This is a genomic window from Fulvimonas sp. R45, from assembly GCF_030504985.1.
Taxonomy (GTDB): domain Bacteria; phylum Pseudomonadota; class Gammaproteobacteria; order Xanthomonadales; family Rhodanobacteraceae; genus Rhodanobacter_A.
In genome coordinates this window covers 64,142-89,715 of sequence record NZ_JASERU010000005.1, presented here as the reverse complement: position 1 = coordinate 89,715, position 25,574 = coordinate 64,142, and the positions used below count along the sequence as shown (strand labels likewise).

Here is a 25,574-nt window from a genome sequence, read left to right as displayed (position 1 = left end):
GCCCTCAACCCGTCTTGCCGTCGGCGCGCGGCGTGAGGTAGATCCACGCCGAACGCAGCACCCACGGCAGGAAGGCGACCAGCCAGCCGGCGCCGGCGACCACCAGCCACAGGTAGCGGTCGCCGCCCAGCTCGGCGCGGATGCGCAGCAGCGCCACCGCCTGCAGCAGTGCGAAGCACAGCCACGGCACCGCCCCCATCTGCAGCGGCCGGCCGGAATGGCCGTGGGTGACGCGGGTCACCATCGCCACCAGCATCGAGCCGAAGAAACCGATCGCCAGCGCATGCAGCGGCGCCAGCCCCAGCACCTGGCGTCCGCCGGCGGCCAGCGCGACGTCCTGCACCGCGTACAGCACGAACGCCACCGGCAGCCAGGCGAAGGCGATGTGCAGCACCGCCAGCAGGCCCGGCCGCATGCATTTCCACGGCTGCCAGGCCAGTGCGTGCCAGCCGAACAGCACCGCTAGCGGCACGTCGCACAGCCACAGCCAGCGCGCCCGCCCGCTCCAGTCCAGCAGCGCGTGCGCCAGCAGCAACGCCCACGCCAGCGGCAGGCTCCAGGCCGGCCGCCGCATCACGTAGCCGCGCCCTTTCGCGACGTTGCCGCTGAAGAACGGCAGCATGCGATGGCAGACGGTGAAGTACACCGGCAGCAGGAAGCCGAAGGTACCCAGCTTCACCGCCAGCCAGCCCACGCCGGCCGGCAGCGACGGCCACAGCAGCCAGGCGGCGAACAACGCCAGCCCCAGCGTGCCCACGCAGAACGCGGTGAAGCACGACCAGCCGTGCCGGTTGCGCTCCGCCGCCGCGCGCAGCACGCCGCCCAGCGTGGCCACGCCGGCGACGTAGCCGGCCAGCATCAGCAGCAGGCCGCCCTCCAGCAGCCATGGCATGCCCAGCAAGCCGATGTTCGCCAGCGCGTAGCCGCCCAGCACGCCGCCGGCCACCGGCAGGTAGCGCGCGGGCGGCACGGCAGGGCCGTTCATCCAGCGCGGGAAGGTGGTCATCAGGAAACCGAACATGAACAGCGGGAACAGGCCGTACTGGATCAGCACGGCGTGGCCCCACACGGGCGGGACCGGCGGCTGCGGCCAGCGGTCCCAGCCAAAGCGTAGTGACGCCAGCTCCAGTGTCCACCAGGCCATGGAGAGCAGCACCGCCATGGTGCCGGCGAGGAACAGCGGGCGATGGGGAGCCGCGGCGAGCAGGCGCGCGAGGGTGGCTTCTTCGGTGGTGGCGGATGTGTCGCGCATGGGTCGTGGTGTGTGCGGCCGGGTGAGGCCTGGCCAGGTTGCCTGCATGTGCCGTGCTTTCAAGCGAGGCCGGGCCTTCCGCATCGCATCGCGGCTGCCCCGGCGCCATGCTCGCAAGGCACGCCCCGCTCCGCCCTGACCTGGATCAGGCCACGCTATTCCGGCAGCAGGCTGGCGCCCAGTTCGCGCAGGCGGCCGGGATCGCGCAGCAGCAGGTCGCGGCCCTCCAGCCCGATCAGGCCCTGCGTGCGGAAACGGGTCAGCACGCGGCTGACTGTCTCGGCGGCCAGGCGCAGGTAGTTGGCGATATCGCCACGCGACATGCTGAGGTGGAAGCGCACCGGCGAGTAGCCGCGCGCCGCGTAGCGGGCGGAGAGGTCGAGCAGGAACGCGGCCATGCGCTGGTCGGCGCTGTGGTCGCCGGCCAGCAGCGAGACCGCGCCCAGTTCCTTGCTGATCAGCCGGAACAGGTGCCGCTGCACCGCCGGCAGGCGCGCCGCGAGCGCGCTCATGGCGGGGAACAGGAAGCGGCAGAAGCGGGTGTCCTCCAGCGCCACCGCGTCGCACGGGAAGTGCTCGGGGTAGATCGCGTTGAGCCCCACCACCTCGCCCGGCAGGTAGAAGCCCAGCACCTGCTCGTTGCCGTCGCGGTCGAACAGGCGCGTCTTCACCGAACCCTCACGCACCGCGTAGATGGCGCGGAACGGATCGCCGGTGCGGAACACGTGCTCGCCGGCGCGGAACGGGCCCACGTGCTCCACCAGGCAATGCAGCTCGGCCAGCTCGGGCTTGCCGTAGCCCACCGCGACGCAGGCGTCGGAGAATGCGCAGGTGGAACAGAACCGGGACGCGTCGCCGTCGTCGGCGATCGGCCGGGGCAGCGGATGCAGGTGACCGGTGGGATGCAGGGGCATGGGCATGGCAGGCAGACGCTGCGGGCACGGCCATGATACGCAGCCGGCGCCATGCCCGCGAGTTCCTGCGACCGCACGTCGCGGCGCCCGGCGGACCGGGCGCCGCGCGGTCTACGGTGCGCCGGCGGCCACCGCCGCATCGCCACCGGCGCGGCGCGCCCGCGCGACCTCGTCGCCGCTGACGCGGCCGCCGGGGTTGCCCCAGCTGTTCAGCACGTAGGTGAGGATGTCCGCGATGTCGTCGTCGGCCAGGTGCGCCATCGAGGGCATGGTCGAGTCGTAGTCGTGGCCGTTGACGGTGAGCCGGCCATGCAGGCCGTGCAGCACGATGCCCACCGCGCGCTGCGGGTCGGCCGCCAGCACGCTGGATCTCGCCAGCGGCGGGAACACGTTCGGCACGCCCTCGCCGTTCGCCTGGTGGCAGGCCGCGCAGGTGCCGTCGAACAGCCGGCGCCCGCTGGCGAGCGGATCGTGCGCCGCCGCGGGCGCCTGCGCCGTCGCGGCGGAGCCGCCGGCGTAGAGGCGGTCGGCCTGGCGGCCGGAATACACCAGCGGATCGCCCGGACCGCCCACCACCAGTTGCCCCGCCGCGCCCTGCTCCAGCGCGCGGAAGATGGCGTGGTCCACCAGGGTGTAGGTGCCCGGCACCGGCGTGCGGAACTGCACCGTGACCGCGCTGCCCGGCGGCACCGGCACGGTCTGCACATCCTCCAGCGGGTGCGTGAAGCCGCCCTGCCACACGCGATCGAAGATCTCCCCGATCACGTGGAAGCTGGAGCTGAGGTTGGGGCCGCCGTTGCCCACGAACAGGCGCACCGTCTCGCCGGTCTTCGCGGTGAGCGCGTGCGCGCCCGTCAGCGAACCCTCGCGGCCGTTGAACAGCACGTAGGTAGGCCGCTCGTCGATCGCCTTCTGCATGTCGAACGCCTGCGGGCCCTTCGCGTGGTAGGCGCCGGCGGTGTAGAAGTCGCCCTGCATCACGTAGTACTCGTGATCCACCTTCGGCAGGCCTTCCGGCGGTTCCACCAGGATCAGCCCGTACATGCCGTTGGCGATGTGCATGCCGGCCGGCATGGTGGCGCAGTGGTACACGTACAGACCGGCGTGCAGCGCCTTGAAGCTGAACTGCGACTCGTGCCCCGGCAGGGTCTCGCTGGCGTCCATGCCGCCGCCCGGGCCGCTCACCGCGTGCAGGTCGATGCTGTGCGGCATGCGGCTGCCGGGCGGGTTGCGCAGGTGCAGTTCCACCGTGTCGCCCTGGCGCACGCGGATGAAGCTGCCCGGCACCGTGCCGCCGAAGGTCCAGAACGTGTAGGTGGCGCCGTCGGCGATCGGCATCGTCTTCTCCACCACGTCCAGGTCGACGATCACCCGGGCCGGATGGTCGCGGTGGATCGGCGGCGGCACGTCGGGCGGGCTGGCCAGCACCGCGTGGATCGGCGGGCCCTGCGGCGGACCGGCGTCGATGGGTGCCGGGGCGGCGGAAGCATCGGAAACGGGCCTGCCCGAGCAGGCGGCAAGCAACAACGCGGCCGCCGCAACGGCGGCGATCATCGGACGTGACATCGGCATTCCCCCTTGTGTGTCCTGACTTGCAGCCAGGGCCTTCATCCGTGAAGCGCAGATGCCGGACCCGACCGCTCCTTTCCAGACCGCGGCAAACTGCCACAGCCCGCAGGCACGCGTTGTGACTGCCAACGCGTTTTCCGCAGGAGGGAAGCGGGCGGCCGGGAGGATGCCGCCCGCCGGTCGCTCAGCGCGCTGGCGGCGCGACGCGTTGCTCGATGGCGCCGAAGATCGACGCGCCATCCCTGCCGGTGACCTCGATGCGCAGCGTGTCGCCGTACTTCAGGAACGGCGTCGACGGCCTGCCGTCGCGCAGGGTTTCCACCGTGCGCTGCTCGGCGAGGCAGGAGGCGCCCTTGGACGTGTCCTCGTTCGCGATGGTGCCGGAACCGACGATCGTTCCGGCGGTCAACGGGCGCGTCTTCGCCACGTGCGCCACCAGCTCGGCGAAGCTGAACTGCATGTCCACGCCGCATTCGGCCTCGCCGAACCACTGGCCGTTGAGCCAGGTGCGCATCGGCAGGTGCAGCTTGTCGCCCTGCCAGGCCTCGCCCAGCTCGTCCGGCGTCACCAGCACCGGCGACAGCGCCGAGCGCGGCTTGGACTGCAGGAAACCGAAGCCCTTGGCCAGCTCGCCCGGGATCAGCCCGCGCAGGCTGACGTCATTGACCAGGCCGACCAGCTGGATATGCGCGGACGCCTCAGCGGGCGTGGCCGCCATCGGCACGTCGTCGGTGACCACGACCACCTCGGCCTCCAGGTCGATGCCGTAATCCTCGCTGGGCACCACCACGTCATCGCGGGGGCCGAGGAAGCCGGCGCTGGTGGCCTGGTACATCAGCGGATCGGTGTAGAACGACTTCGGCACCTCGGCGCCGCGGGCGCGGCGCACGCGCTCCACGTGCGGCAGGTAGGCCGAGCCGTCCACGAATTCGTAGGCGCGCGGCAGCGGCGCGGCGAGCTTCGCCACGTCGAAGTCGAACGCGCCGTCGGCGCTGCCGGCGTTCAGTGCGTCGGACAGCGCGTTGAGCCGCGGCGCGGCGTTCGACCAGTCGTCCAGCGCGGCCTGCAGCGTGGACGCGATGCCCGTGGCCTTCACCGCGCACTTCAGGTCGCGGCTGACCACTACCAGGGTGCCGTCGCGGCCGCCCTCTTTCAGACTTCCAAGCTTCATTGCGTGTGCTCCGATTCGTTCAAACGCGCGACGGGTCGAAGTGCTTGCGGATGCCCTGCCAGCACTCGTAGTAGTCGACCTGCAACTGCGGCGCGTCGAGTGCCTGCCGCGTGGGGCGGATCACCTTGCGCGTCTCGAACATGAAGGCCAGGGTGTTGGCGATGTGATCCGGCTTGCCCGTGTCCGCCGCGCTGGCCTTCTCGAAGCTGGCCGCGTCGGGACCATGGCCGCTCATGCAATTGTGCAGGCTCATGCCGCCGGGCGCGAAGCCGCCGGCCTTGGCGTCGTAGGCGCCCTCGACCAGGCCCATGAACTCGCTGGCCACGTTGCGGTGGAAGTACGGCGGGCGGAAGGTGTGCTCGGCCACCAGCCAGCGCGGCGGGAAGATCACGAAATCCATGTTCGCCGTGCCGGGCGTGTCCGACGGCGAGGTCAGCACGGTGAAGATCGACGGGTCGGGATGGTCCACGCTGATCGAACCCACCGTGTTGTAGCGGGTGAGGTCGTACTTGTACGGCGCGTAGTTGCCATGCCAGGCCACCACGTCCAGCGGCGAGTGGTCGATCGCCGCGCGCCACAGCGCGCCCTGGAACTTGGCGACCAGCTCGAAATCGCCCTCGACGTCCTCGTACGCCGCCACCGGCGCCAGGAAGTCGCGCGGCAGCGCCATCGAGTTGGCGCCGATCGGGCCGGCGTCGGGCAGGCGCAGCAGCGCGCCGAAATTCTCCGCCACGTAGCCGCGCGCCGCGCCGTCCGGCAGTTCCACCCGGAAGCGCACGCCGCGCGGGATCACCGCGATCTCCAGCGGCTTCACCTCCAGCACGCCCAGCTCGGTGGCCAGGCGCAGCCGGCCCTGCTGCGGCACGATCAGCAGCTCGCCGTCGGCGTCATAGAAGAACCGCCCCTCCATCGAGCGGTTCGCCGCGTAGACGTGGATGCCGATGCCCGCCTGCTCCGCCGCGCCGCCGTTGCCGGCGATGGTGACCAGGCCATCGATGAAATCGGCGGACGCCTCGGGCAGCGGCCACGGGCTCCAGCGCAGCTGGTTCGGCGTGGCGGGCGCCTCGTCGAAGCGGTTGTGGAACGTGGCGTGCGCCAGCGGCTCGAACGGCCGGTGCATGGCCGCCGGGCGGATGCGGTACAGCCAGCTGCGGCGGTTGGCGTGCCGCGGCGCGGTGAACGCGGTGCCGGACAGCTGCTCCGCGTACAGGCCGTGCGCCACGCGCTGCGGCGAGTTCTGGCCCTCGGGCAGGACGCCGGGGATCGCCTCGCTGGCGAATTCGTTGGCGAAGCCGGATTGGTAGTGGAGTGGCGCGTTCACTTTGAATGCTCCGGGTGGCGTTCTAGTCCTGCCAGTCCTTCGACTCCGGCCCTTTGGGCCTACGCTCAGGACGAACGAATAATGTGCACCGTTCGCGCTGAGCGTAGCTTGCGTAGCAAGCGGAGTCGAAGCGCCCGGCACCTACCGTTGATGCTTGTGCTTGCCTTTGGACAAGGTACGTATGACCTCCCAGTCATCGGCCATGTACGCCAGCTTCTTGGCCCGGCTCCAGCCTTTCAGCTTGCGCTCCATGGTCAGTGCCTCGTAACGGGTTTCAAAGCCTTGCGCATGGACCAGCTTCAAGGGGCGCCGTGTCGCGGTATAGGCACAACCCCTGCCCTGATCGTGCTGCTCCATTCGCCTGTCCAGATCGTCCGTATGGCCGATGTAGAAGCTGCCGTCGGCGCATTCGAGGATGTAGAGGACGAATTCCATGTCCGGCTCTCCGTGGTGAGCCCTTCGACTTCGCCGCTACGCGGCTACGCTCAGGGCGAACGGTGAGGGTATACATGAACCGTTCGCCCTGAGCGTAGGCCCGCAGGGCCGAAGTCGAAGGGGCTGCGACCTCCCAGACCTCAAAGCACCCCGCGCTTCATCTGGTCGCGCTCGATGCTCTCGAACAGCGCCTGGAAGTTGCCCTCGCCAAAGCCCTCGTTGCCCTTGCGCTGGATGATCTCGAAGAAGATCGGGCCGATGCAGTTCTGGGTGAAGATCTGCAGCAGCAGGCGCTTCTTCGTCTCCGGGTCGGCGTCGATCAGGATCTTGTTCCTGCGCAGGCGCGGCACGTCCTCGCCGTTGCCCGGGATGCGCAGGTCCACCACGTCGAAATAGGTGTCCGGCGTGTCGAGGAATTCCACGCCCTGCGCGCGCATCGCCTCCACCGTGTCGTAGATGTTGTCGGTGAAGCAGGCGATGTGCTGGATGCCCTCGCCGTGGTAGGCGTCGAGGTATTCGTTGATCTGGCTCTTCGGGTCGGTGGACTCGTTGAGCGGGATGCGCACGATGCCGTCCGGCGCGGTCATCGCCTTCGACACCAGGCCGGTCTTGGCGCCCTTGATGTCGAAGTAGCGGATCTCGCGGAAGTTGAACAGCTTCTCGTAGTAGGCCGACCACTTGGCCATGTTGCCGTAGTACAGGTTGTGCGTGAGGTGGTCGATGAAGGTCAGGCCGAAACCCTTCGGGTCCGGCTCGGCGCCTTCGACCGGCACGTAGTCGTCACCGTAGACGCTGCCCTGGTCACCATAGCGGTCCACCAGGTACAGCATGCAGTCGCCGATGCCCTTGATCACCGGCGCGTCCACCGCCTTGCTGTCGGGCTTGTGGTCCACCGCCTCGCCGCCGTTGGCCAGCACTGCGTCCAGCACCTCGCCCGCGGGCTTGCGGAAGCGGATCGCGAAGCCGCAGGCGCAGGGGCCGTGCTTGGCGGCGAAATCGGCGGCGAAGGCATCCGGGTCCTCGTTGACCAGGAAGTTCACGTCGTTCTGGCGGTACACCGTGATCGGGCGGCGCGTGTGCTTCAGCACCGCGCTGAAGCCCATATTGCGGAACAGCGCGTGCAACTCGCCGGCGCGACCGGCCGGCGCCGCGAACTCCACGAACTCGAAGCCGTTGATCCCCATCGGGTTCTCGAACGTGGTGACCTGCATGCCGAGGTTGGGTTGGGCTGTCATGGAATCTCTCCGGCGGGCTACGATGGAAACAGGCCGCGCCACGGTGCTTTTCGCACGGCGAACGCTAATGTGATGCCTGCTCTTGGTGAAAAGTGCAGCCATGGATGGCTGCTTTTTGACTCTTGCGGCCATGGATGGCCGCATAAGGCACGCGGCAGCCATGGATGACCGCACGCCTGACCTTCGCGATCATGGACGACCGCACCCGTTATAGTTTCATATGAAACCATTTGCAAGGAGCGACGCGGCAATGCCCGTCAAACGCCACCCCGACCACGCCCCGCTGGAGCTGGAAAGCTTCGTGCCCTACCAGCTCTCGATCGTGTCGAACACGGTCAGCCAGGCGATCGCCGACGACTACCAGGCGCGCCACGACCTCGGCGTCACCGAGTGGCGGGTGATGGCGGTGCTGGCGCGCTTCGACGGGCTCTCGGCGCGCGAAGTGGCCGAGCGCACCGCGATGGACAAGGTGGCGGTGAGCCGCGCACTGGCGCGGCTGGTGGCGGCCGGCCGGGTGCGCCGGCACATCCACCACGACGACAAGCGCCGCTCCGTGCTCGGCCTCACCGCCGCCGGCTGGAAGATCCATGACGAGGTGGCGCCGATGGCGCGGCAGCGCGAGCGGCAGCTGCTGGCGCGGCTCGCGCCGGAGGAGCAGGCGTGGCTGCGCCGCATCCTCGACAAGCTGATGCCGCCGGAAGGCTGACCGCCCCCTCCCCGCACGGGAGCACACGGCCCCCTCCCCTGCTCGCAGGGGAGGGCTGGGGAGGGGCCATCAACCTCGCGGCAAGCCCGCCTACCCCCTCCCGGCCTCCCCCTGCAAGCAGGGGGAGGAGAAAAGTCACTTCACCCCGTGCATCAGCCGGTTCACCAGCGGCGCGATCAGCAGCAACACCACGCCCGCCCCGAGCAGCAGCCAGAAGCTGAAGGTGAACCCGCTCAGCGCGGCGGCCGCGGTCAGCCCGTGCTCGCCGGTGATGCGGCTGGCGAACAGGCCGGACAGGTTGCCGCCCACCGCCAGCGACAGGAACCAGCCGCCCATCGCGAAGCCCACCAGCCGCGGCGGCGCCAGCTTGGTCACCATCGACAGGCCGATCGGCGACAGGCACAGCTCGCCGAGGGTCTGCATCACGTAGCACGCCACCAGCGGCCAGAACGGGATCAGCCCGTTCGCGCCCAGCAGCTTCGACAGCGCGTACACCAGCACCAGGAAACCCAGCGCGTTGAACAGCAGGCCGAAGCCGAACTTGCGCGGGATCGAGGGTTCCATGCGGCGCTGGTCCAGCCGGCCCCACACCAGCGCCACGATCGGCGCGAACACGATGATCGCCAGCGGGCTCACCGACTGGAACCAGCCCACCGGGAACACCCAGCCGCCGAACATCGTGCGGTCCACCAGGTTCTCGGCGAGGAAGTTGAAGGTGGTGCCGAGCTGGTAATAGAACATCCAGAACAGCACGTTGAACGCGAAGATGATCAGCATCGCGATCACCCGGTGCGTCTGCACGCGGTCGTGCCGCGCCGCCTCCACCAGCAGCATCGCGGCCACCACCACGAACAGCAGGCCCAGCACCCATTGCAGGCCGGTCGCGCCGATGCCGGACAGCAGCCAGTACACCACCGGCACCGCCACCACCACGCCCGCGAACACCCATAGCACGCGCAGCCGGCTTTCCGCGCCGGGCAGCGGCCGGCCCACGCCCTTGAGCTGCCGGCGGCCGAACCAGAACCACAGCAGGCTCAGCAGCATGCCCACGCCGGCGGCGAGGAACACCAGCCGGAAGTTCTGCCGCATCGGCGTGTCGGTGAACTGCGCGGCCATCCAGCCGGTGAGCAGCGGCGCCACCAGCGCGCCCGCGTTGATGCCCATGTAGAACAGGGTGAAGCCGCGGTCGCGGCGCGGATCGTCGCGGCCGTAGAGCTGGCCCACCATCGAGGAGATGTTCGGCTTGAACAGGCCGTCGCCCACGATCACCAGCGCCAGGCCCAGCAGCAGCATCAGGCGCGACGGCACCGCCAGCGCGAACAGGCCCGCCGCCATCACCGCGGCGCCGAGCAGGATGGTGCGCTGGTAGCCGATCAGCTTGTCCGCCACCCAGCCGCCGAAGATGCCGGTGCCGTAGATCAACGCGGTGTACGCGCCGAAGATCGCGCTGGCCCAGGCCTGACCCGAGCTGTCGCCGTGGTAGAACTGCGCCACGATGTACAGCGCCAGCGCCCAGCTCACGCTGTAGAACGCGAAGCGTTCCCAGAACTCGGTCATGAACAGCATCCACAGCGGACGCGGGTGGCCGAACAGCTGCGGGTAGTCCGGCGTGGCGCCGGCGGCGGCCTCGATGGTCTGGCTCATGCGTTCCCCTTCTTGTGGCTGCCGCGACTCGTGCGACAGCGATGGATGGTAACGAACCGCTCCTGCCCGTGCTTCACGTGCCCAGTACCGTGCGCACGTCGAGCAGTTCGGGGAAGAAGGTCAGGTCCAGGGCTTTCTTGAGGAAGCCCACGCCGGAGGAACCGCCGGTGCCGCGGCGGTGTCCGATGATGCGCTCCACCGCCTTCATGTGGCGGAAACGCCAGAGCTGGAAATTCTCCTCGATGTCCACCAGCGTCTCGCACAGATGGAACTCGGCCCAGAAGCTTTCCGGCGCCTCGTAGATGCGGCGGAACACCGGCAGCAGCGCCTCGTGGAACCGCCATGGCTGCGCCACGTCCCGTTCCAGCACTTCCCGCGGCACCGCGTGGCCGCGGCGCGCCAGCCAGCGCAAGGCCTCGTCGTACAGGCCGGGCGCGGCCAGCGTGTCGTGCAGCAGCGCCTGCGCCGCCGGGTCGTGCGCGAACACGTCCAGCATGTCGGCGTTCTTGTTGCCGAGCAGGAACTCCACCGTGCGGTACTGCGCCGACTGGAAGCCGGACGAGGGCCCCAGCGCGTCGCGGAAGGCCAGGTATTCGTGCGGCGTCATCGTCTCCAGCACCGCCCACTGCTCGAACAGCTGCCGCTGGATCTGCTTCACCCGCGCCAGCACCTTCAGGCACGGGTCGGCGCGGTCGGCGCGCAGGAAATCCATCGCGGCGCGCAGCTCGTGGATCACCAGCTTCAGCCACAGCTCGGCCACGTGGTGCTGCACGATGAACAGCATCTCGTCGTGGTACGGGGGATCGGACAGCGGTTTCTGCGCGGACAGCAGGGTGTCCAGGCGCAGGTAGCCGGCATAGGTCATGCGCCCGTGCAGGTCGCGTTCGATGCCGGCCTCGAGGTCGCGTTGGTTCTCCGCCATGGCGTTCCGCACGTCCCGAAAAAGGCCCATGTTAACCGCAGCGCCGCCCGGGGCCGTACGCCATCGCATGCTGCACCGTACCTTGCGGCGCAGCATGCGCCCCTGCTATCAATCGCTGTCTTTTCAAGGGATTTCCGCGCGCAAGGCCCCGCTGGATGGGCCGCCGCCTCCCACCCCCATCAAAACCCACCGGGAGCGAGTCGTGTCCATCGCCGCCAAGTTCGAGATCGAGTACCTGCAATACCTCGATGCCGAGGGCAAGCAGGTCCGCAAGGACCTGCCCGCCTTCGCCAAGGACCTCGACCACATGGTCGAGCTGTACAAGCTGATGATGTCCACCCGCGTGTTCGACGCCAAGTCGGTGGCGCTGCAGCGCACCGGCAAGCTCGGCACCTACGCCAGCTGCCTCGGCCACGAGGCCGCCCACGTCGGCATCGGCAGCGCGATGAAGCCGGAAGACGTGTTCGCCCCCAGCTACCGCGAATACGGCGCGCAGCTCTATCGCGGCGTGCAGCCGCGCGAGGTCTACATGTACTGGGGCGGCGACGAGCGCGGCAACGACTACCAGAAAGAGCCGGCACGCCACGACTTCGCGTGGTCGGTGCCGATCGCCACGCAGTGCCTGCATGCCGCAGGCAGCGCGCTGGCGTTCAAGATCCGCGGCGAGAAGCGCGTGGCCGTGTGCACCATCGGCGACGGCGGCTCGTCCAAGGGCGATTTCTACGGCGCCATCAACATCGCCGGCGCGCAGAACCTGCCGCTGGTGGCGGTGATCGTCAACAACCAGTGGGCCATCTCGGTGCCGCGCAAGATCCAGTCCGGCGCGCCCACGCTGGCGCAGAAGGGCATCGCCGCGGGCCTGTACTGCATCCAGGTCGACGGCAACGACATCATCGCCGTGCGCAAGGCGATGGAAGACGCGCTGGAGCGCGCCCGCAACGGCGAGGGCGGCAGCGTGCTGGAGCTGGTCACCTACCGCCTCGGCGACCACACCACCGCCGACGACGCCCGCCGCTACCGCGGCGAGCAGGAAGTGAAGGACGCCTGGGCGAAGGAGCCGATGAAGCGCCTGCGCAGCTGGCTGGTGGCCAAGGGCGTGTGGGACGACGCGAAGGAGGAGGCCTGGAAGGCCGAGTGCGACGAGTGGATGGACAACGAGGTGAACGCCTACCTCGAGACCAGGACGCAGCCGGTGACGGCGATGTTCGACTACACCTTCGCCGAAATCCCCGCCGATCTCGCCAAGCAGCGCGAGTACGTCCTTTCGCTCGAAACCAAGGGTCACTGAGCCATGGCACAGATCACTCTCATCGAAGCCGTCACCCAGGCGCTGGCCTACGAGATGAAGCACGACGACAGCGTCGTGGTGCTGGGCGAGGACGTCGGCGTCAACGGCGGCGTGTTCCGCGCCACCCAGGGCCTGCAGGAAAAGTTCGGCGAGCTGCGCGTGCTCGACACGCCGCTGGACGAGACCACCATCGCCGGCGTCACCGTGGGCCTGGCCGCCCAGGGCATGAAGCCGGTCGCCGAGGCGCAGTTCGAAGGCTTCATCTACCCGATGATGGAGCAGATCGCCTGCCACGCCGCGCGCCTGCGCAACCGCACCCGCGGCCGCATCACCGTGCCGGCCGTGTGGCGCGCCCCGTGGGGCGGCGGCATCCGCGCGCCGGAGCATCACTCGGAGGCGAACGAGCACCTGTTCACCAACATCCCGGGCCTGCGCGTGGTGCTGCCCTCCTCGCCCGCGCGCGCCTACGGCCTGCTGCTGGCGGCGATCCGCGATCCCGACCCGGTGATGTTCTTCGAGCCCAAGCGCATCTACCGCCAGTACAAGGAAGAGGTGCCGGACGACGGCGAGGCCTTGCCGCTGGACGTGTGCTTCGTGCTGCGCGACGGCACCGACGTGACCCTGGTGACCTGGGGCGCGCAGGTGAAGGAGACGCTGGAAGCCGCCGACGAACTCGCCAGGCAGGGCATCAGCGCCGAGGTGATCGACGTCGCCACGCTCACCCCGCTGGACTTCGACACCATCGCCGAGTCGGTGCAGAAGACCGGCCGCTGCGTGATCGTGCACGAGGCCCCGAAGACCGCCGGCTTCGGCGCCGAGATCGCCGCGCGCCTGGCCGAGGAATGCATGTACGACCTGCTCGCGCCGGTCGAACGCGTCACCGGCCCCGACACGCACATCCCGCTGTTCCGCCTGGAGATGAAGTACCTGCCCAGCGTGGAGCGCATCGTCGACGCGGCGAAGCGCACGCTGGCGGCGAGCTGACACCTTTGCTCCTCCCCCTGCTTGCAGGGGGAGGCCGGGAGGGGGCGGCACCGACAAAACGCCGTACCACATGACGGCTTGACCCCTCCCCTGCCCTCCCCTGCTGCACGCAGGGGAGGGAGTCACCCACGAACACTCCAACTTCCGGAATTCCGATCATGGCCGACATCAAGACATTCCACCTGCCCGACCTCGGCGAAGGCCTGCCCGACGCCACCATCGTCGAGTGGCACGTGAAGGAAGGCGACACCATCAAGCTCGACGCCCCGCTGGTGTCGATGGAGACCGCCAAGGCGGTGGTCGAGGTGCCCTCGCCGTACACCGGCAAGGTGGTGAAGCTGCACGGCGCCGCCGGCGACGTGATCGAGACCGGCGCCGCGCTGGCCGACTTCGAGCCCGACCCGAACGCCAAGCAGCGCGCCGAGGCCGAGTCCACCGGCCACCACCACGGCCCGAAGAAGAGCGTGGGCAGCCCCGCGCCCGACGACGGCGGCAAGGTGGTCGCCTCGGACGAAGGCGGCGAGGTGAAGGCCGCCGCCGACCGCGAGGACGAAGGCACCGTGGTGGGCGCGATGGTCAGCGGCAACACCGTGCACGTCGAGCAGGCCGCCAGCATCGGCGGCGTGAAGGCGGTGCCCGCGGTGCGCGCGCTGGCGAAGAAGCTCAAGGTCGACCTCGCCCGCGTGCGCCCCACCGGCGCCGACGGCGTGGTGACGATGAAGGACGTGAAGGACGCCGCCGCCAACGGCAGCGCGCCCTTGCTCTCCTCTCCCTCCGGGAGAGGGGCTAGGGGTGAGGGTGCGGCCGGAGCGCAACGTTTCGCTTCGCCCGAACCCTCATCCGCCCTTCGGGCACCTTCTCTCGAAGGGAGAAGGGAAGACCAGCGCGGCCCCATCTCGCTCGCCGGCAAGCCGGTGCGCACCGCGCCGCCGTCGGTGCAGGCCAGCGGCCAGCCCGAACAGCTCAAGGGCGTGCGCCGCAACATGGCCCGCGTGATGGCCGACGCGCACGCGCAGGTCGTGCCCACCACCCTGGTCGACGACGCCGACCTGCACGCCTGGATCGGCAAGCAGGACATCACCGCGCGCCTGATCCGCGCCATCGTCGCCGCCTGCAAGGCCGTGCCGGCGCTGAACGCGTGGTTCGACGGCAAGAACCTCAGCCGCACGATGCACCCGCACGTGGATATCGGCATCGCGGTGGACACCGACGACGGCCTGTTCGTGCCGGCCCTGCGCAACGCCGACGTGCTCGACGGCGCCGGCATCCGCGCCGGCATCCAGCGCCTGCGCGCGCAGGTGGAGGATCGCTCCATCCCGCCGTCGGAGCTCTCCGGCTACACCATCAGCCTGTCGAACTTCGGCATGTTCGCCGGCCGCTACGCCACCCCGGTGGTGGTGCCGCCGTGCGTGGCCATCGTCGGCGCCGGCAAGCTCAGCCACGACGTGGTGGCGGTGATGGGCGGCATCGAGGTACACCGTCGCATGCCGATCAGCCTGACCTTCGACCACCGCGCCGCCACCGGGGGCGAGGCCGCGCGCTTCCTCAAGGCGCTGCTGGACGACCTGGCCCGCCCGAACTGAGCCGGCGATCCGCCGGGCCATACGGAACGGGGCGCCGCCAGGCGCCCCGTTTTCGTTCCGGGCGGGACACCGCTTTCTTCACGGATGCCGGGCCAGAATCGGGCCGCCTTCCCTGGAGGAGCCCCTCCATGCACCACAGCCGGCTCTGCACCCTCGTCCTCGACAGCCGCGTGGACGACCTCGCCGCCGCGGCGCGCTTCTGGAGCGCGGTGCTGGGCAAGCCCGTCGCCACCTTCGACCAGGACGGCGACGGCCGCTACGCCGAACTGCGGACGGCCGAAGACGAGCCGATCATCCTGCTGCAGAAGGTCGACCACGACAGCCGCGTGCACCTGGACATCGAGACCGACGACCTGGATGCCGAGGTGGCCCGGCTGGAAGCCCTGGGCGCCAGGCGCGTCGGCTTCGTGCGCGGGCGCTGGTGGGTGATGGAGGCGCCCACCGGCCACCGCTTCTGCGTGGTGCACAAGCAGCGCGCCGCGTTCGGCCCGCACCTCAACCGCTGGGATTGACCGGCACCGCGGACGGCCGTCCGGACGTCCGGATGATCCGCGCCTTCACGCAAAGCCCACGCGGCGTTTGCAAGCCTCCGCCCTCGCCCTGCGAGTACCCGCCATGCCCCCGGGAAGGGGACATGGCGACGAGTCTGCCCTGATCGGCACCGTGGGAGCGTGGCTACAGGGGGTGGAGCGCGACGCGTACGACACGACTTGCCTGGTCCTTGTGTCGCCCACGGTGCCGATCAGGGCAGACTCGCCGTTGTCCGGGTCAAGTCAATGCGCGGGCTTGGCGATGCCGGAGAGCTCCACGCGCCGGTTCGGCGCCAGGCACGCGATCAGCGCCGGCCGCTTCCGGTCGTGGCACTCTACCACCGGGTCGGCCTTGCCCCGACCTTCCACCTGGATCGCGCCCGCGGGGACGCCGTTCTGCACCAGGTAGTCGCGCACGGCCTCGGCACGGCGCTGCGACAGCTTCATGTTGTAGCCGTCGCTGCCGATGCGGTCGGTGTAGCCCACCACGTCGATGTTCTGCACCAGGCTGGCCGTGCGCAGCTGTTGCAGCAGGCCATCCAGCTTCACCCGGCCGTCCGCGGTGAGCGTGGCGCTGTCGAAGCCGAACAGGGCGTCGGACGACAGCCGGATCGGCTGCGCGGGCAGCGGCGCGGGCTTGGGCTTCGGCGCCGCGTGGTGCGTCTCCAGCACCGCCTTGCAGGCCTCGGGCTTCCAGTAGAACTGCTCGGCCAGGTCCTGCTTGTCGAACAGGATCTGGTACTGGCAGCTGAAGTAGTCGCCGCTGCCGTCGGACTTGCGGAAGTTGAAGATGTAGTTCCACTTGCGCACGCCCACCACGCCCTCGTCGAAGCGCGGCTGGCCCAGCAGCGCGTAGAGCTGCTTCTTGGTCATGCCCGGAGCCACCTTGCGCAGGTTCTCCAGGTTCACGAACACGCCCTCGGGCATGGTGGAGCGGTCCGGATTGGGGAAGGTCACCCCTTCCGCGTTGGTGGACGACTTGCTGCCCGCCGTGCTGCAGCCGGCGGCGAGCAGCGCGCCGGCCAGCAGGGCCGGCCACGCCGCCCGTTTGCACTCGATCATCCCGTACATGATGACACCCCCTTGATGATTGTCCCTGGATACCGGCGGCGCATGCGGCTCACCACTGCATGCCCGCGCCGATGGAAACGCCGGCGTCGCCGCGCGTGTTCGCCGAACCGGACAGCTTGTAGACCCAGCGCCCGCCCTCGGAGATGGTCGACACGCCGACGGCGATGCTCGACTCGCCGCGGAACGAGCCGGCCGCGACCGCGGCCATGCTGCGACCGGGCTCGTAGGCCTGCGGCAGACCCGCCGCGGCCATCGCCGCCGCCACGCCGGCGTCGGCGCGGTGGCCCATGCGCTGGATCTCGCCGTCGACCTGGCTGAAGCGCTGGTCGGTGTAGTTCTTCGACCAGTCCATCGCCTGCTGCACCTGGCCCACGTTGGCCGCGTCGGTGGGCGCCGTGCCCGCCGCCACGTTGTGGATCGTGGTATCGCCGGTGCCGCCGCCCAGCGTGACGTTGCCGTAGTCGATGCTGCCGTCGGTGTTGGTGTCGTAGCGCACCGTGCCCTTGGTGGTGGTGTCGATCGCCGAGTTCAGCTGGCCCACGTTCACCGCGTCGGTGTTCGCGGTGCCGGCCGCCACGTTGGTGATCTGCCGCTCGTTGCCGGCGCTACCCACCGACACCGTGTTGGCGCGGTCGGCCACCGAGTTGGCGCCGATCGCCACCGCGTTGTCCGCCGAGGCATCGGCGCCGTTGCCCATCGCCACGCTGTCCTTGCCGCTGGACTTGGCCGAGGGCCCGATCGCGATGCTGTCGCTGCCGGAGGCGCTGGAGTCGGGGCCGGTGGAGTTCACGTTGAAGTACTTCACGCTGCCCGTGCCCGGGTGGATGTTCTGGATGTCGTTGTACAGGCTGTAGTTGCTGTACTGGTTGGTGGTGTCCTGGGTCCAGTGCCACAGCTGCGAGCCGTTCACCGCATCGGTGCTGGTGGCGCTTTCCGCGCCCGCCTTGAGGTTGGTGATCAGCACCGGTGCACCACTGCCGTTGCCGACCAGGGTGATGGTGTTGGTCGCGTTGCCGTTGGTATCGGCGTCGTACTTCACCGCCAGCTTGTCGGTGCCGCTGATGTGTGCGTCCACCGCCTTCAGCTGGGCCACGTTCACCGCGTCGTCGTCGGCGCTGCCGGCGGCCACGCCGGTGATCTGGCGGTTGCCCACGTTCACCTCGCCGCTGGAGTTCTGCGGCGTGGTCAGGGCGTAGGCCGCGTAGTTGCTCAGTGCACCCACTCCCGTCACCGAACCCGCGCCCAGCGCGATGCTGTTGGCCATGCTGGCCGTGGCGCCCGCGCCGAAGGCGAGTGCGTCGGCCGCCGAGGCGTTGGCGCTGTCGCCCATGGCGATGGCGCTGGCGCCGTTGGCGACGGAGGTGGAGCCCAGCGCGACCGCGCCCTGGCCAGTGGCCTGGTTGTTGTAGCCCAGCGCGACCGCGCCCTGGCCGGTGGCCGTGTTCGGGTCGCCCATCGCCACCGCGCCGTCGCCATCGGCCGTGTTGCCGTTGCCGATCGACACCGCGCTGCCGTTCTTCGCCGTCGCACCCGTGCCTATCGCCACCGAGTTGTCCGCGCTGGCCGTGGCGCCGCTGCCCATCGCCATGCTGCCGTTGCCGTCGGCGACCGCGGACGGGCCCACCGCCACGCTGTCGGTGCCGTTGGCCTTGGCGTCGACGCCGCTGGAGTTGGCGTGGAAGTACTTGATGCCGCCGCCGGTATCGATGTTGTTGATGCGGGTATTGAGGTTGTTCACCGAGCCGTCCACCGCGGCGAACGCGTCGGTCACGTTGTCGTAGTTGCCCTTGGTGGTGCTGCCGTCGGTCGCCACCGAGGTGATGGTGAACGTCGGCGCCGTCCACGTGTTGGTGGTCGGGTCGAAGTGGGTGGTGCCGCCCATGTACTTCACCAGCGACATGTTGGTGGCGAACAGCTGGCTGCCGTTCACCGCGTCGGTGCTGGTGGCGCCGAGCGCGCCCTGGTGCAGGTTGCCGATGGTGGTGCCGCCGGTGACGCCGCCGTCGGTGCTGGCCGGGCCGGCCAGGGTCACCGAGGTGTGCGCCGTGCTGTCGTACTGCACCGCGTTGTCGGCGGTGGTGGCCACGGACTTCAGCTGGGCCACGTTCACCGCGTCGGTGTCGGCGCTGCCGGCGGCGACGTTGGTGATCTGCCGCTCCGCGCCCGGGGCGCCGATCGACACCTCGCCCGCTGAGTTCTGCGGCGCGGCCAGCCCGTAGGCGCTGTAGTTCGCCTGCGCGCCGCGGTTGGCCGCCGACTTGTAGCCCAGCGCCACGCTGTTCGCCACGCTGGCGGTGGCCTCGGCGCCGAGGATGGTCTGGGCGTTGGCCGTGCCCGAGGCGTCGTCGCCGATCACCACCGAATGGCCCAGCCGCGCCGCGTAGTCCGCGGTCGGCACGCCGGTGGGGTTGTTCGGATCGTTGGCGCCGCTGCCCGGGAAGGCCTGGCTGGCGTCCTGCGTGGGCAGCGTGTGGCTGGCGTTGGTGCCGATCACCACTTCCTTCGAGCCGTTGGCCGAGGCGCCGTCGCCCACCAGCACCTGGTAGTCCTGCGCCGCGTTCACCGCCCAGCACGATTCCTTCAGCACGCCCAGCACGTTGAGGCAGGTGGACGCCCACGCCGGCGCGTTCTTCGGCAACAGCAGGCCGAGCAGGCCGCCGGCCGCGCCGTTGTTGATGTTGGAGATGTAGTTGCCCGAGGTCACGCCACCGATCAGGGTGAGGTGCGAATTGGTGCCCGTGCCGCCCAGCACCGTGCCGTCGGTGGTGGTGAGCACCGTGCCCACCGGGGTGGAGTTCACCACCGGCAAGCCGAGCAGGTTCAGCGTCGAATAGCCCTGGGTGAAATTGGCATTGCTCACCTTCAGGCTGCCGTTGCTGATGTAGCCGTCGGGGTTGGAATTGGTGAACAGCGAGCTCTCGGTGGAACCGAGCAGCTGCGTCGCCGTGCCCACCACGCCGCCGTTGCCGATGATCAGGCCGGAAGGCGTGCCGCTGGGGGGCGGCACCACCGGCGCCGCCAGCGGCGAGAGCGCCGCCGTGGACGCAGGCGAGGTCGCCGTCGAGACGGCGTTGTCGGTCAGCGAGGACAGCAGGCCGCCGCCCTGCCCGGTCGTCACGCCGCCCAGCACGTTGCCGAGCTGGCCCACCACGGAACCGACCACCGGCACGTTCGACGTGGCGTCGGCCACGCCGTCGACCACCTGGCCCGCCGTGCCGAGCACGTCCCCGTTGCCCGACGTGGCCGAATCCAGCACCTGGCCGACCTTGCCCACCACCGGACCGACCACCGGCACCTTCGACGTGGCATCGGCCACGCCGTCGACCACCTGGCCGACCGTGCCGAGCACGTTGCCATTGCCCGACGTGGTCGAATCCAGCACGTCGCCCAGCTTGCCCACCACCGGACCGACCACCGGCACCTTCGACGTGGCGCCCGCCACGCCGTCGACCACCTTGCCGACCACGCCGGCAAGGTCGCCGACACCACTGCCGTTGTCTTTCGCGTCGATCTGCGCAGTCGTCTCTCCCAGGGTCTGGCCCACCTTGGCCACGACGTCACCTACGCCGGGCGTGTGCGACAGCGAATTCACCGTGTCGCCCAGCACCATGCCCAGTTGTCCCTGCAGGCCGCTGCCGATGTTGCCGCCGTTCGTCGCCGTCTTCAGCGCCTGGCCGACACTGGCCACGGTGGAACCGAGCACCGGCAGCTTCGCGCCGTTGTTCACCACGCCGCCGACGACCGTGCCCAGCGCCGTACCCAGATCCTGGTGCCCCGGGCTCCCGCCCAGCACGCCGCTCACGATCTTGCCCACCGTCCCGGTGAGATCACCACCGCCCGAGGTCACCCCGCCAAGCGCGCCACCTACCTGCGCCACGACCGGGCCGACCACCGGCAGCTTCGACGTGGTATCCACCACGCCACCCACGACCTTGCCCACCGTCCCGGTGAGGTCACCGCCGCCCGAGGTCACCCCGCCAAGCGCGCCACCTACCTGCGCCACGACCGGGCCGACCACCGGCAGCTTCGACGTGGTATCCACCACGCCACCCACGACCTTGCCCACCGTCCCGGTGAGGTCACCGCCGCCCGAGGTCACCCCGCCAAGCGCGCCACCTACCTGCGCCACGACCGGGCCGACCACCGGCAGCTTCGACGTGGTATCCACCACGCCACCCACGACCTTGCCCACCGTCCCGGTGAGGTCGCCGCCGCCGCCCGAGGTCACCCCGCCCAGCGCGCCACCTACCTGCGCCACCACCGGGCCGACCACCGGCAGCTTCGACGTGGTGTCCACCACGCCGCCCACGACCTTGCCCACCGTCCCGGTGAGGTCGCCGCCGCCGCCCGAGGTCACCCCGCCCAGCGCGCCACCCACCTGCGCCACGACCGGGCCGACCACCGGCAGCTTCGACGTGGTGTCCACCACGCCGCCCACGACCTTGCCCACCGTCCCGGTGAGGTCACCGCCACCGCCCGAGGTCACCCCGCCCAGCGCGCCACCTACCTGCGCCACGACCGGGCCGACCACCGGCAGCTTCGACGTGGTGTCCACCACGCCGCCCACGACCTTGCCCACCGTCCCGGTAAGGTCGCCGCCGCCCGAGGTCACCCCGCCAAGCGCACCGCCCACCTGCGCCACGACCGGACCGACCACCGGCAGCTTCGACGTGGTGTCCACCACGCCGCCCACGACCTTGCCCACCGTCCCGGTAAGGTCACCGCCGCCGCCCGAGGTCACCCCGCCCAGCGCGCCGCCCACCTGCGCCACGACCGGACCGACCACCGGCAGCTTCGATGCAGTGTCGATCACGCCGCCCAGCACCGGCAGGCCGCTGCCATCGGCGATGCCGAGCGAGCGGGCGCGGTCGGAGACCACGGCATCGCGACGCCGGTCGGCCGCCATCGGCTCGATCGGGGACGGCGCATGCAGCGTAGTACCCAGCCCCACGTGGATCGCCGGCACGGCCGACGCCACCGTGTCGACCGCGCCATCCACGCCGGACAGCAGCTTGCCCGCCACCGGCAATCCGGCGGCGGCATGGGTCACGCCCGATACCGCGCCAGCCAGGATCTGCGGATGCAGGCTCACGCCCGCACCGGCACCGATGCCCTGCTGGCTCAGGTGGGCCCCGGCATAGGCACCCGCCAACGGCGTGGAAACATGGGCGCCGGCATGCAAGCGCGCCTGCGAAACCGACACGTGCGCGCCGACGTGCGCCGGCTGCACGGCCGCGAGGGTCGTTTTCACCACCTGGCCGACCACCGTCACCGGCGCGCCGGCCACGTCGGCCACGCCCGAGGCGGCGGACGATCCCACCACCGGTGCGTCGTACTTGCTGACCAGCGATTGCAGGTCGTCCAGCTTCGAATTGCCGGTCGATTGCGCGAATGCGCCAGTGGCATAGACCAGGCTGCCCGCGCCCAGCACGGCCAGCGAGATCAGCCTGGCCGCCTTCATCCTGGACGGCGAGGCGGAGATTCCGCCGTGCGACCTCGACGACAACTCGGAAGCCGCCACCAGGGCGTTGCGGGATTTGCACCAGACGAGGCGATAGATGTGGTTCATGGTTACCCCCTTGGCCTGCTTTCGGCACCGGCCGGCACCGCCCTGCAGGTCAACACGCGAACTGACGTGGACACGCGTCTGCGCTTGCAGACGCACCGGGGATGATTAGACAGGGCCGTATGGACGGCCAATACGCCGAACCGGCAGTGGCCTATGTGTATCCGGCAAGGCGCTGCGCGAATACGGCAAGCACATGCACGTAAGCGGCAAACGCGGGAAACGGGCGTGCGTCAGGCACGATGCGGCGCGCGCGGAGGACGTCTCCATATATATAAAGCGTGGAAGCCGGGAACACCGGCCTTGCCGCAAGCCCGGTCACCCCCTCCCGGCCTCCCCCTGCAAGCAGGGGGAGGAGCCAATCCCCGCGCGTTGCGCTGCATGCTCCCTCCCCTGCTTGCAGGGGAGGGCCGGGGAGGGGTCGACAACCTCGCGGCACGCCGGCCCGGACAAGGGACCGCCACGACAAAAACCCATGGAGGAACCGACCGGATCAGGAAGCGGAAGCCGACAACGGCTCCATCCCCGGCGCCCGCATCAGCGTGTCGCGCGGCAGCTCGCCGAAGACGCGGCGGTAATGGTCGGCGAAGCGCGAGAGGTCCCACAGGCCGCAGCTCAAGGCCACGGATTTCACCGAGCGCCGGCTGGCGTCGGACAGCGACAGGCTGCGGCACGCGGTGCACAACCGCAGCATCGACAGGTAGCGGTTGGGCGAGATGCCCAGCAGGTCGTCGAAGGCGTAGCGCAGGGCGCGCTCGCTCACGCCGGCGGCATTGCACATCTCGTTGATATAGATGTCCTGGCGCATGTTGGCGCGCATGAACTGCTCCGCGCGCTGCACGATCAGGTAGTGCGCGCGGCGCCCGCGCGTGCATTGCGGGCGGTCCTCCGCGCGCGCCGACAGGCCGGCCAGCAGGTGGTTTTCCAGCAGCGCGTCCACGTCCTCCCCCTTCAGCGCTTCCTCGTCGCTGGACCCGCGTCGCTCGATCAGGCGGCTGCGGATCTGCTCGAAGCGCACGCCCAGCTCATGCGCCACCGCGGCGTCCGAGAGCGTGAACAGGGAGAGCAGGCGCGCCGGGATGTCGCCCTGGTGCGGCTCCAGCTCCGCGAACTTGCGGCGCAGCTGCTCCAGCGGCACCAGCACCGCGCTGACGCGGCTGCCCGCGCGCAGCATGAACTCGCTGATGCCTTCCGGCATCACGGTGAACGACATGCCGGAACGCAGGTCGGTGCCGTGGCACCAGCTGCCCTCGGGGGTGTGGTGGATATGGCCGATCATGCACCAGTCCACCGGCAGCACGAAGCGGCCGCGGAACGGGAAGCCGGTTTCGCCGCTGCAGAAGATCGCCTCGCTGAACACCCGGGAATCCACGGCCGCGCGGGGACCGCTGGCATCCAGCAACACCAGCTCCATCTCGCACACGTGCAGCGCGCTGCCGAGGGAAATCAGGTCGCACGCCTGCGTGGTGTCCCAACTGGCGACTGCCATGATCCGCGAAGCTCCCCCCGTGACGACGAGTCTGCGGAGATCCTTCTACGCAGACTTCCCTGCTGGCCGTTCGCTCCATTAAAGCGGCTGCATCCCGGTACTTATGCACGTTTTCGGCACACGCTATGCGTACCACCAAAACCTGCCCGCAAATGTGAAGACGCCTTCACAACGAAAAGTCCAAAAGTGCCGTTTTTGTGTACCAACGCACCATCCGCATGGAGACACTTGTGTTCGAGAGCTACCAGGCGCCCTGAGCGGCCCCGGTGATCAGGGGGATTTATGGAAGTGACAATCCAAACGGCCGGACGGCCGAAACAGGGACTTCCAGCGCCGCCTTCGGCGGTCGCCATCCGCACGGCCGTGCCCATTCCGGCTCCATCGTTCCATTCCATTTCGTCGCCTGGCATCGTGCGCATGCAGGCGGCACAGCTTATGCATCGAATTTCCCGGGTACCAACGTATCCGGCATGCCCGCCATCCACCGCGGACATGCCCAAGGCCCGGGTGGGCCATTCGCGATAGCGGGATGTCGCGCAGCCGCACAGCCATCCGTGGGGATGACGGCGGGAGTGTCAACCGCAGGGGAGTCGAGGGGCTCCGAGGAGAAACTCAGATGAACATGTCTATCCGCAAGTTCCTGGCCGAGGAAGATGGGATTACAGCGTTGGAGTATGGGATTTTGGCGGCGATTGTGGCCGGCATTATTGTTACAGCCTTCAAAGATCCGCTCACGAATTTCTTTAAGAATCTTTGGGCGCTTATCACCACAAACACAGGCATTTCCACTACTTCGTAATAGACACTCAGCCAGCCGCTATTCAATTGATCGGGAATAGAGAATGCCCATTCCCCCCAATCCTCTTATCGCCTTGGCCGCACTGCTTGGCGCAATGGTCATAGTCAGCGATCTATATGCACGGCGTGTTCCAAACATGTGGCTGTTCGGAGCGCTACTGCTTGGAGTGGGCACACTGATCATAGATTGGATACAAGGCACGGGCGGGCCACCATGGCCCGCCTTATTAGGTTTATTGGCCGGATTGACCGCCCTTTTGCCACTGCATGCTTTCGGCTGGATGGGCGCCGGTGATGTGAAGTTCTTTGCAGTTCTTGGCTTTCTACTTGGTGCGACTGCCCTGATACCCATCTGGATCATCGCAAGCCTGATCTCCGGCGTACACGCATTGTTAATCTTGCTGTCGCGTAATGTGCTGACACAGGCCGTACCCGGCTTGGGGGTTACACAAAACTGGTTTGCAAATTCGGCCTTCGGTCAACGCCTGACCGCTGTGCGCCAAGGTCGCCAAGGCTTGCCCTATGCCGCCTGGCTCGGCGTGGGCAGCCTGATTGTCATCTTCAATCCGGTACTGCTGCATTGGTAAACACCATGAACATCTCAACCACCACACCTCATTCGCTTTTGCTGCGCCACTGGCGCAAGCAACGTGGCGTGGTGGCGATCGAGTTCGCACTGGTGTTCCTGTTCGGCATGGTGCCGCTTGTTTTGTTCACTTTGTCCGGCGTACTCATCTTCGCCGCCAAGCAATCCCTGACCTTGGCCGCCGCAAACGGCGCACGCGCCGCCTTGCACTACGGCACCGATGCGCAACGCCAGTCCTATGCCTGCCAGGCCGCGCAACAATCCATGCAATGGCTGATCACGTTCTCGGGCGAAACCCCGGATTGCAGCAGCGCACCGATCACCGTGTCCGCCCCTGCGGCATGCGCCAGCGGCGCGCCGACCAGCGTGCAGTGCATCACCGTGACCACTTCGTTCGACTACGACGACCACCCTTTCCTGCCCGGCACGAAAACCGTCTATGGCTGGGTGATCGGGCAACCACTCAGCAGCACCGCCACCATCCAGATCGACACTTCGGGAGGCTGAGGA

At 69.1% G+C, this 25,574-nt stretch carries 20 protein-coding genes; 8 read left to right on the top strand and 12 right to left on the bottom strand.

The features are described from left to right. Nucleotides 1–4: 4 nt before the first annotated feature. The 7 genes from QMK61_RS06345 to hppD all read right to left on the bottom strand — a co-directional run bounded on the left by QMK61_RS06345 (nucleotide 5) and on the right by hppD (nucleotide 7,897). The gene (locus tag QMK61_RS06345; RefSeq protein ID WP_302071271.1) at nucleotides 5–1,252 is read right to left on the bottom strand and encodes an NnrS family protein; all 1,248 of its coding nucleotides are present in this window, start codon (nucleotides 1,250–1,252) and stop codon (nucleotides 5–7) included. A gap of 155 nt (nucleotides 1,253–1,407) precedes the next feature. Next, nucleotides 1,408–2,166, bottom strand: a complete 759-nt coding sequence (locus QMK61_RS06340; RefSeq protein WP_302071458.1) for a helix-turn-helix domain-containing protein — start codon at nucleotides 2,164–2,166, stop codon at nucleotides 1,408–1,410. Nucleotides 2,167–2,277: 111 nt separating this feature from the next. After that, nucleotides 2,278–3,732: a copper-containing nitrite reductase gene (gene nirK, locus QMK61_RS06335; RefSeq protein WP_302071270.1), complete on the bottom strand. Its 1,455-nt coding sequence runs from the start codon at nucleotides 3,730–3,732 to the stop codon at nucleotides 2,278–2,280. Nucleotides 3,733–3,919: 187 nt separating this feature from the next. Further along, nucleotides 3,920–4,906: a fumarylacetoacetate hydrolase family protein gene (locus QMK61_RS06330; RefSeq protein WP_302071269.1), complete on the bottom strand. Its 987-nt coding sequence runs from the start codon at nucleotides 4,904–4,906 to the stop codon at nucleotides 3,920–3,922. A 19-nt stretch (nucleotides 4,907–4,925) separates the two neighbouring features. Further along, nucleotides 4,926–6,227 (bottom strand): homogentisate 1,2-dioxygenase, encoded by a 1,302-nt coding sequence (gene hmgA / locus QMK61_RS06325; RefSeq protein ID WP_302071268.1) that lies wholly within the window; start codon nucleotides 6,225–6,227, stop codon nucleotides 4,926–4,928. 141 nt (nucleotides 6,228–6,368) lie between these two features. Continuing rightward, nucleotides 6,369–6,662, bottom strand: coding sequence for a GIY-YIG nuclease family protein (locus QMK61_RS06320; protein WP_302071267.1), 294 nt, complete (start codon nucleotides 6,660–6,662; stop codon nucleotides 6,369–6,371). Between the two features lie 140 nt (nucleotides 6,663–6,802). Further along, nucleotides 6,803–7,897: a 4-hydroxyphenylpyruvate dioxygenase gene (hppD, locus tag QMK61_RS06315; protein ID WP_302071266.1), complete on the bottom strand. Its 1,095-nt coding sequence runs from the start codon at nucleotides 7,895–7,897 to the stop codon at nucleotides 6,803–6,805. Nucleotides 7,898–8,147: 250 nt separating this feature from the next. Here hppD and QMK61_RS06310 point away from each other — a divergent pair, with 250 nt between their 5' ends. Then, nucleotides 8,148–8,603: a MarR family winged helix-turn-helix transcriptional regulator gene (locus QMK61_RS06310; protein WP_302071265.1), complete on the top strand. Its 456-nt coding sequence runs from the start codon at nucleotides 8,148–8,150 to the stop codon at nucleotides 8,601–8,603. A gap of 135 nt (nucleotides 8,604–8,738) precedes the next feature. On the opposite strand, the gene QMK61_RS06305 is transcribed toward QMK61_RS06310, so the two are convergent. Both QMK61_RS06305 and QMK61_RS06300 read right to left on the bottom strand, forming a co-directional pair. Continuing rightward, nucleotides 8,739–10,247, bottom strand: a complete 1,509-nt coding sequence (locus tag QMK61_RS06305; RefSeq protein ID WP_302071264.1) for an oligopeptide:H+ symporter — start codon at nucleotides 10,245–10,247, stop codon at nucleotides 8,739–8,741. A 73-nt stretch (nucleotides 10,248–10,320) separates the two neighbouring features. Next, nucleotides 10,321–11,169, bottom strand: coding sequence for a tryptophan 2,3-dioxygenase family protein (locus QMK61_RS06300; protein WP_302071263.1), 849 nt, complete (start codon nucleotides 11,167–11,169; stop codon nucleotides 10,321–10,323). A 202-nt stretch (nucleotides 11,170–11,371) separates the two neighbouring features. On the opposite strand from QMK61_RS06300, the gene pdhA reads away from it, so the two are divergent. The 4 genes from pdhA to QMK61_RS06280 all read left to right on the top strand — a co-directional run bounded on the left by pdhA (nucleotide 11,372) and on the right by QMK61_RS06280 (nucleotide 15,536). Continuing rightward, on the top strand, nucleotides 11,372–12,457 hold the full coding sequence (gene pdhA, locus QMK61_RS06295) for a pyruvate dehydrogenase (acetyl-transferring) E1 component subunit alpha (protein WP_302071262.1): 1,086 nt from the start codon (nucleotides 11,372–11,374) through the stop codon (nucleotides 12,455–12,457). Nucleotides 12,458–12,460: 3 nt separating this feature from the next. Continuing rightward, the gene (locus QMK61_RS06290; protein WP_302071260.1) at nucleotides 12,461–13,441 is read left to right on the top strand and encodes an alpha-ketoacid dehydrogenase subunit beta; all 981 of its coding nucleotides are present in this window, start codon (nucleotides 12,461–12,463) and stop codon (nucleotides 13,439–13,441) included. 158 nt (nucleotides 13,442–13,599) lie between these two features. Beyond that, nucleotides 13,600–15,024, top strand: a complete 1,425-nt coding sequence (locus QMK61_RS06285) for a dihydrolipoamide acetyltransferase family protein (protein WP_302071259.1) — start codon at nucleotides 13,600–13,602, stop codon at nucleotides 15,022–15,024. 128 nt (nucleotides 15,025–15,152) lie between these two features. Next, complete coding sequence (locus QMK61_RS06280; RefSeq protein ID WP_302071257.1) at nucleotides 15,153–15,536, top strand: VOC family protein; 384 nt, start codon at nucleotides 15,153–15,155, stop codon at nucleotides 15,534–15,536. 261 nt (nucleotides 15,537–15,797) lie between these two features. Here QMK61_RS06280 and QMK61_RS06275 read toward each other — a convergent pair whose 3' ends face one another. From QMK61_RS06275 to QMK61_RS06265, 3 genes are all read right to left on the bottom strand, one after another. Continuing rightward, nucleotides 15,798–16,625 carry an OmpA family protein gene (locus QMK61_RS06275; RefSeq protein ID WP_302071256.1) on the bottom strand — a complete coding sequence of 276 codons (828 nt, stop codon included), beginning with the start codon at nucleotides 16,623–16,625 and terminating at the stop codon, nucleotides 15,798–15,800. Nucleotides 16,626–16,674: 49 nt separating this feature from the next. Then, nucleotides 16,675–22,194 carry a YadA-like family protein gene (locus QMK61_RS06270; RefSeq protein ID WP_302071255.1) on the bottom strand — a complete coding sequence of 1,840 codons (5,520 nt, stop codon included), beginning with the start codon at nucleotides 22,192–22,194 and terminating at the stop codon, nucleotides 16,675–16,677. A gap of 490 nt (nucleotides 22,195–22,684) precedes the next feature. Then, nucleotides 22,685–23,680, bottom strand: a complete 996-nt coding sequence (locus tag QMK61_RS06265; protein ID WP_302071253.1) for a helix-turn-helix domain-containing protein — start codon at nucleotides 23,678–23,680, stop codon at nucleotides 22,685–22,687. A gap of 616 nt (nucleotides 23,681–24,296) precedes the next feature. On the opposite strand from QMK61_RS06265, the gene QMK61_RS06260 reads away from it, so the two are divergent. The 3 genes from QMK61_RS06260 to QMK61_RS06250 are packed head-to-tail and all read left to right on the top strand — an operon-like array spanning nucleotide 24,297 to nucleotide 25,571. Next, complete coding sequence (locus QMK61_RS06260; protein ID WP_302071252.1) at nucleotides 24,297–24,479, top strand: Flp family type IVb pilin; 183 nt, start codon at nucleotides 24,297–24,299, stop codon at nucleotides 24,477–24,479. Between the two features lie 43 nt (nucleotides 24,480–24,522). Further along, a complete protein-coding gene (locus tag QMK61_RS06255) occupies nucleotides 24,523–25,065 on the top strand; it encodes a prepilin peptidase (RefSeq protein WP_302071251.1) in 543 nt (180 codons plus the stop codon). Between the two features lie 5 nt (nucleotides 25,066–25,070). Then, nucleotides 25,071–25,571, top strand: a complete 501-nt coding sequence (locus QMK61_RS06250; RefSeq protein WP_302071249.1) for a TadE/TadG family type IV pilus assembly protein — start codon at nucleotides 25,071–25,073, stop codon at nucleotides 25,569–25,571. Nucleotides 25,572–25,574 lie beyond the last annotated feature (3 nt).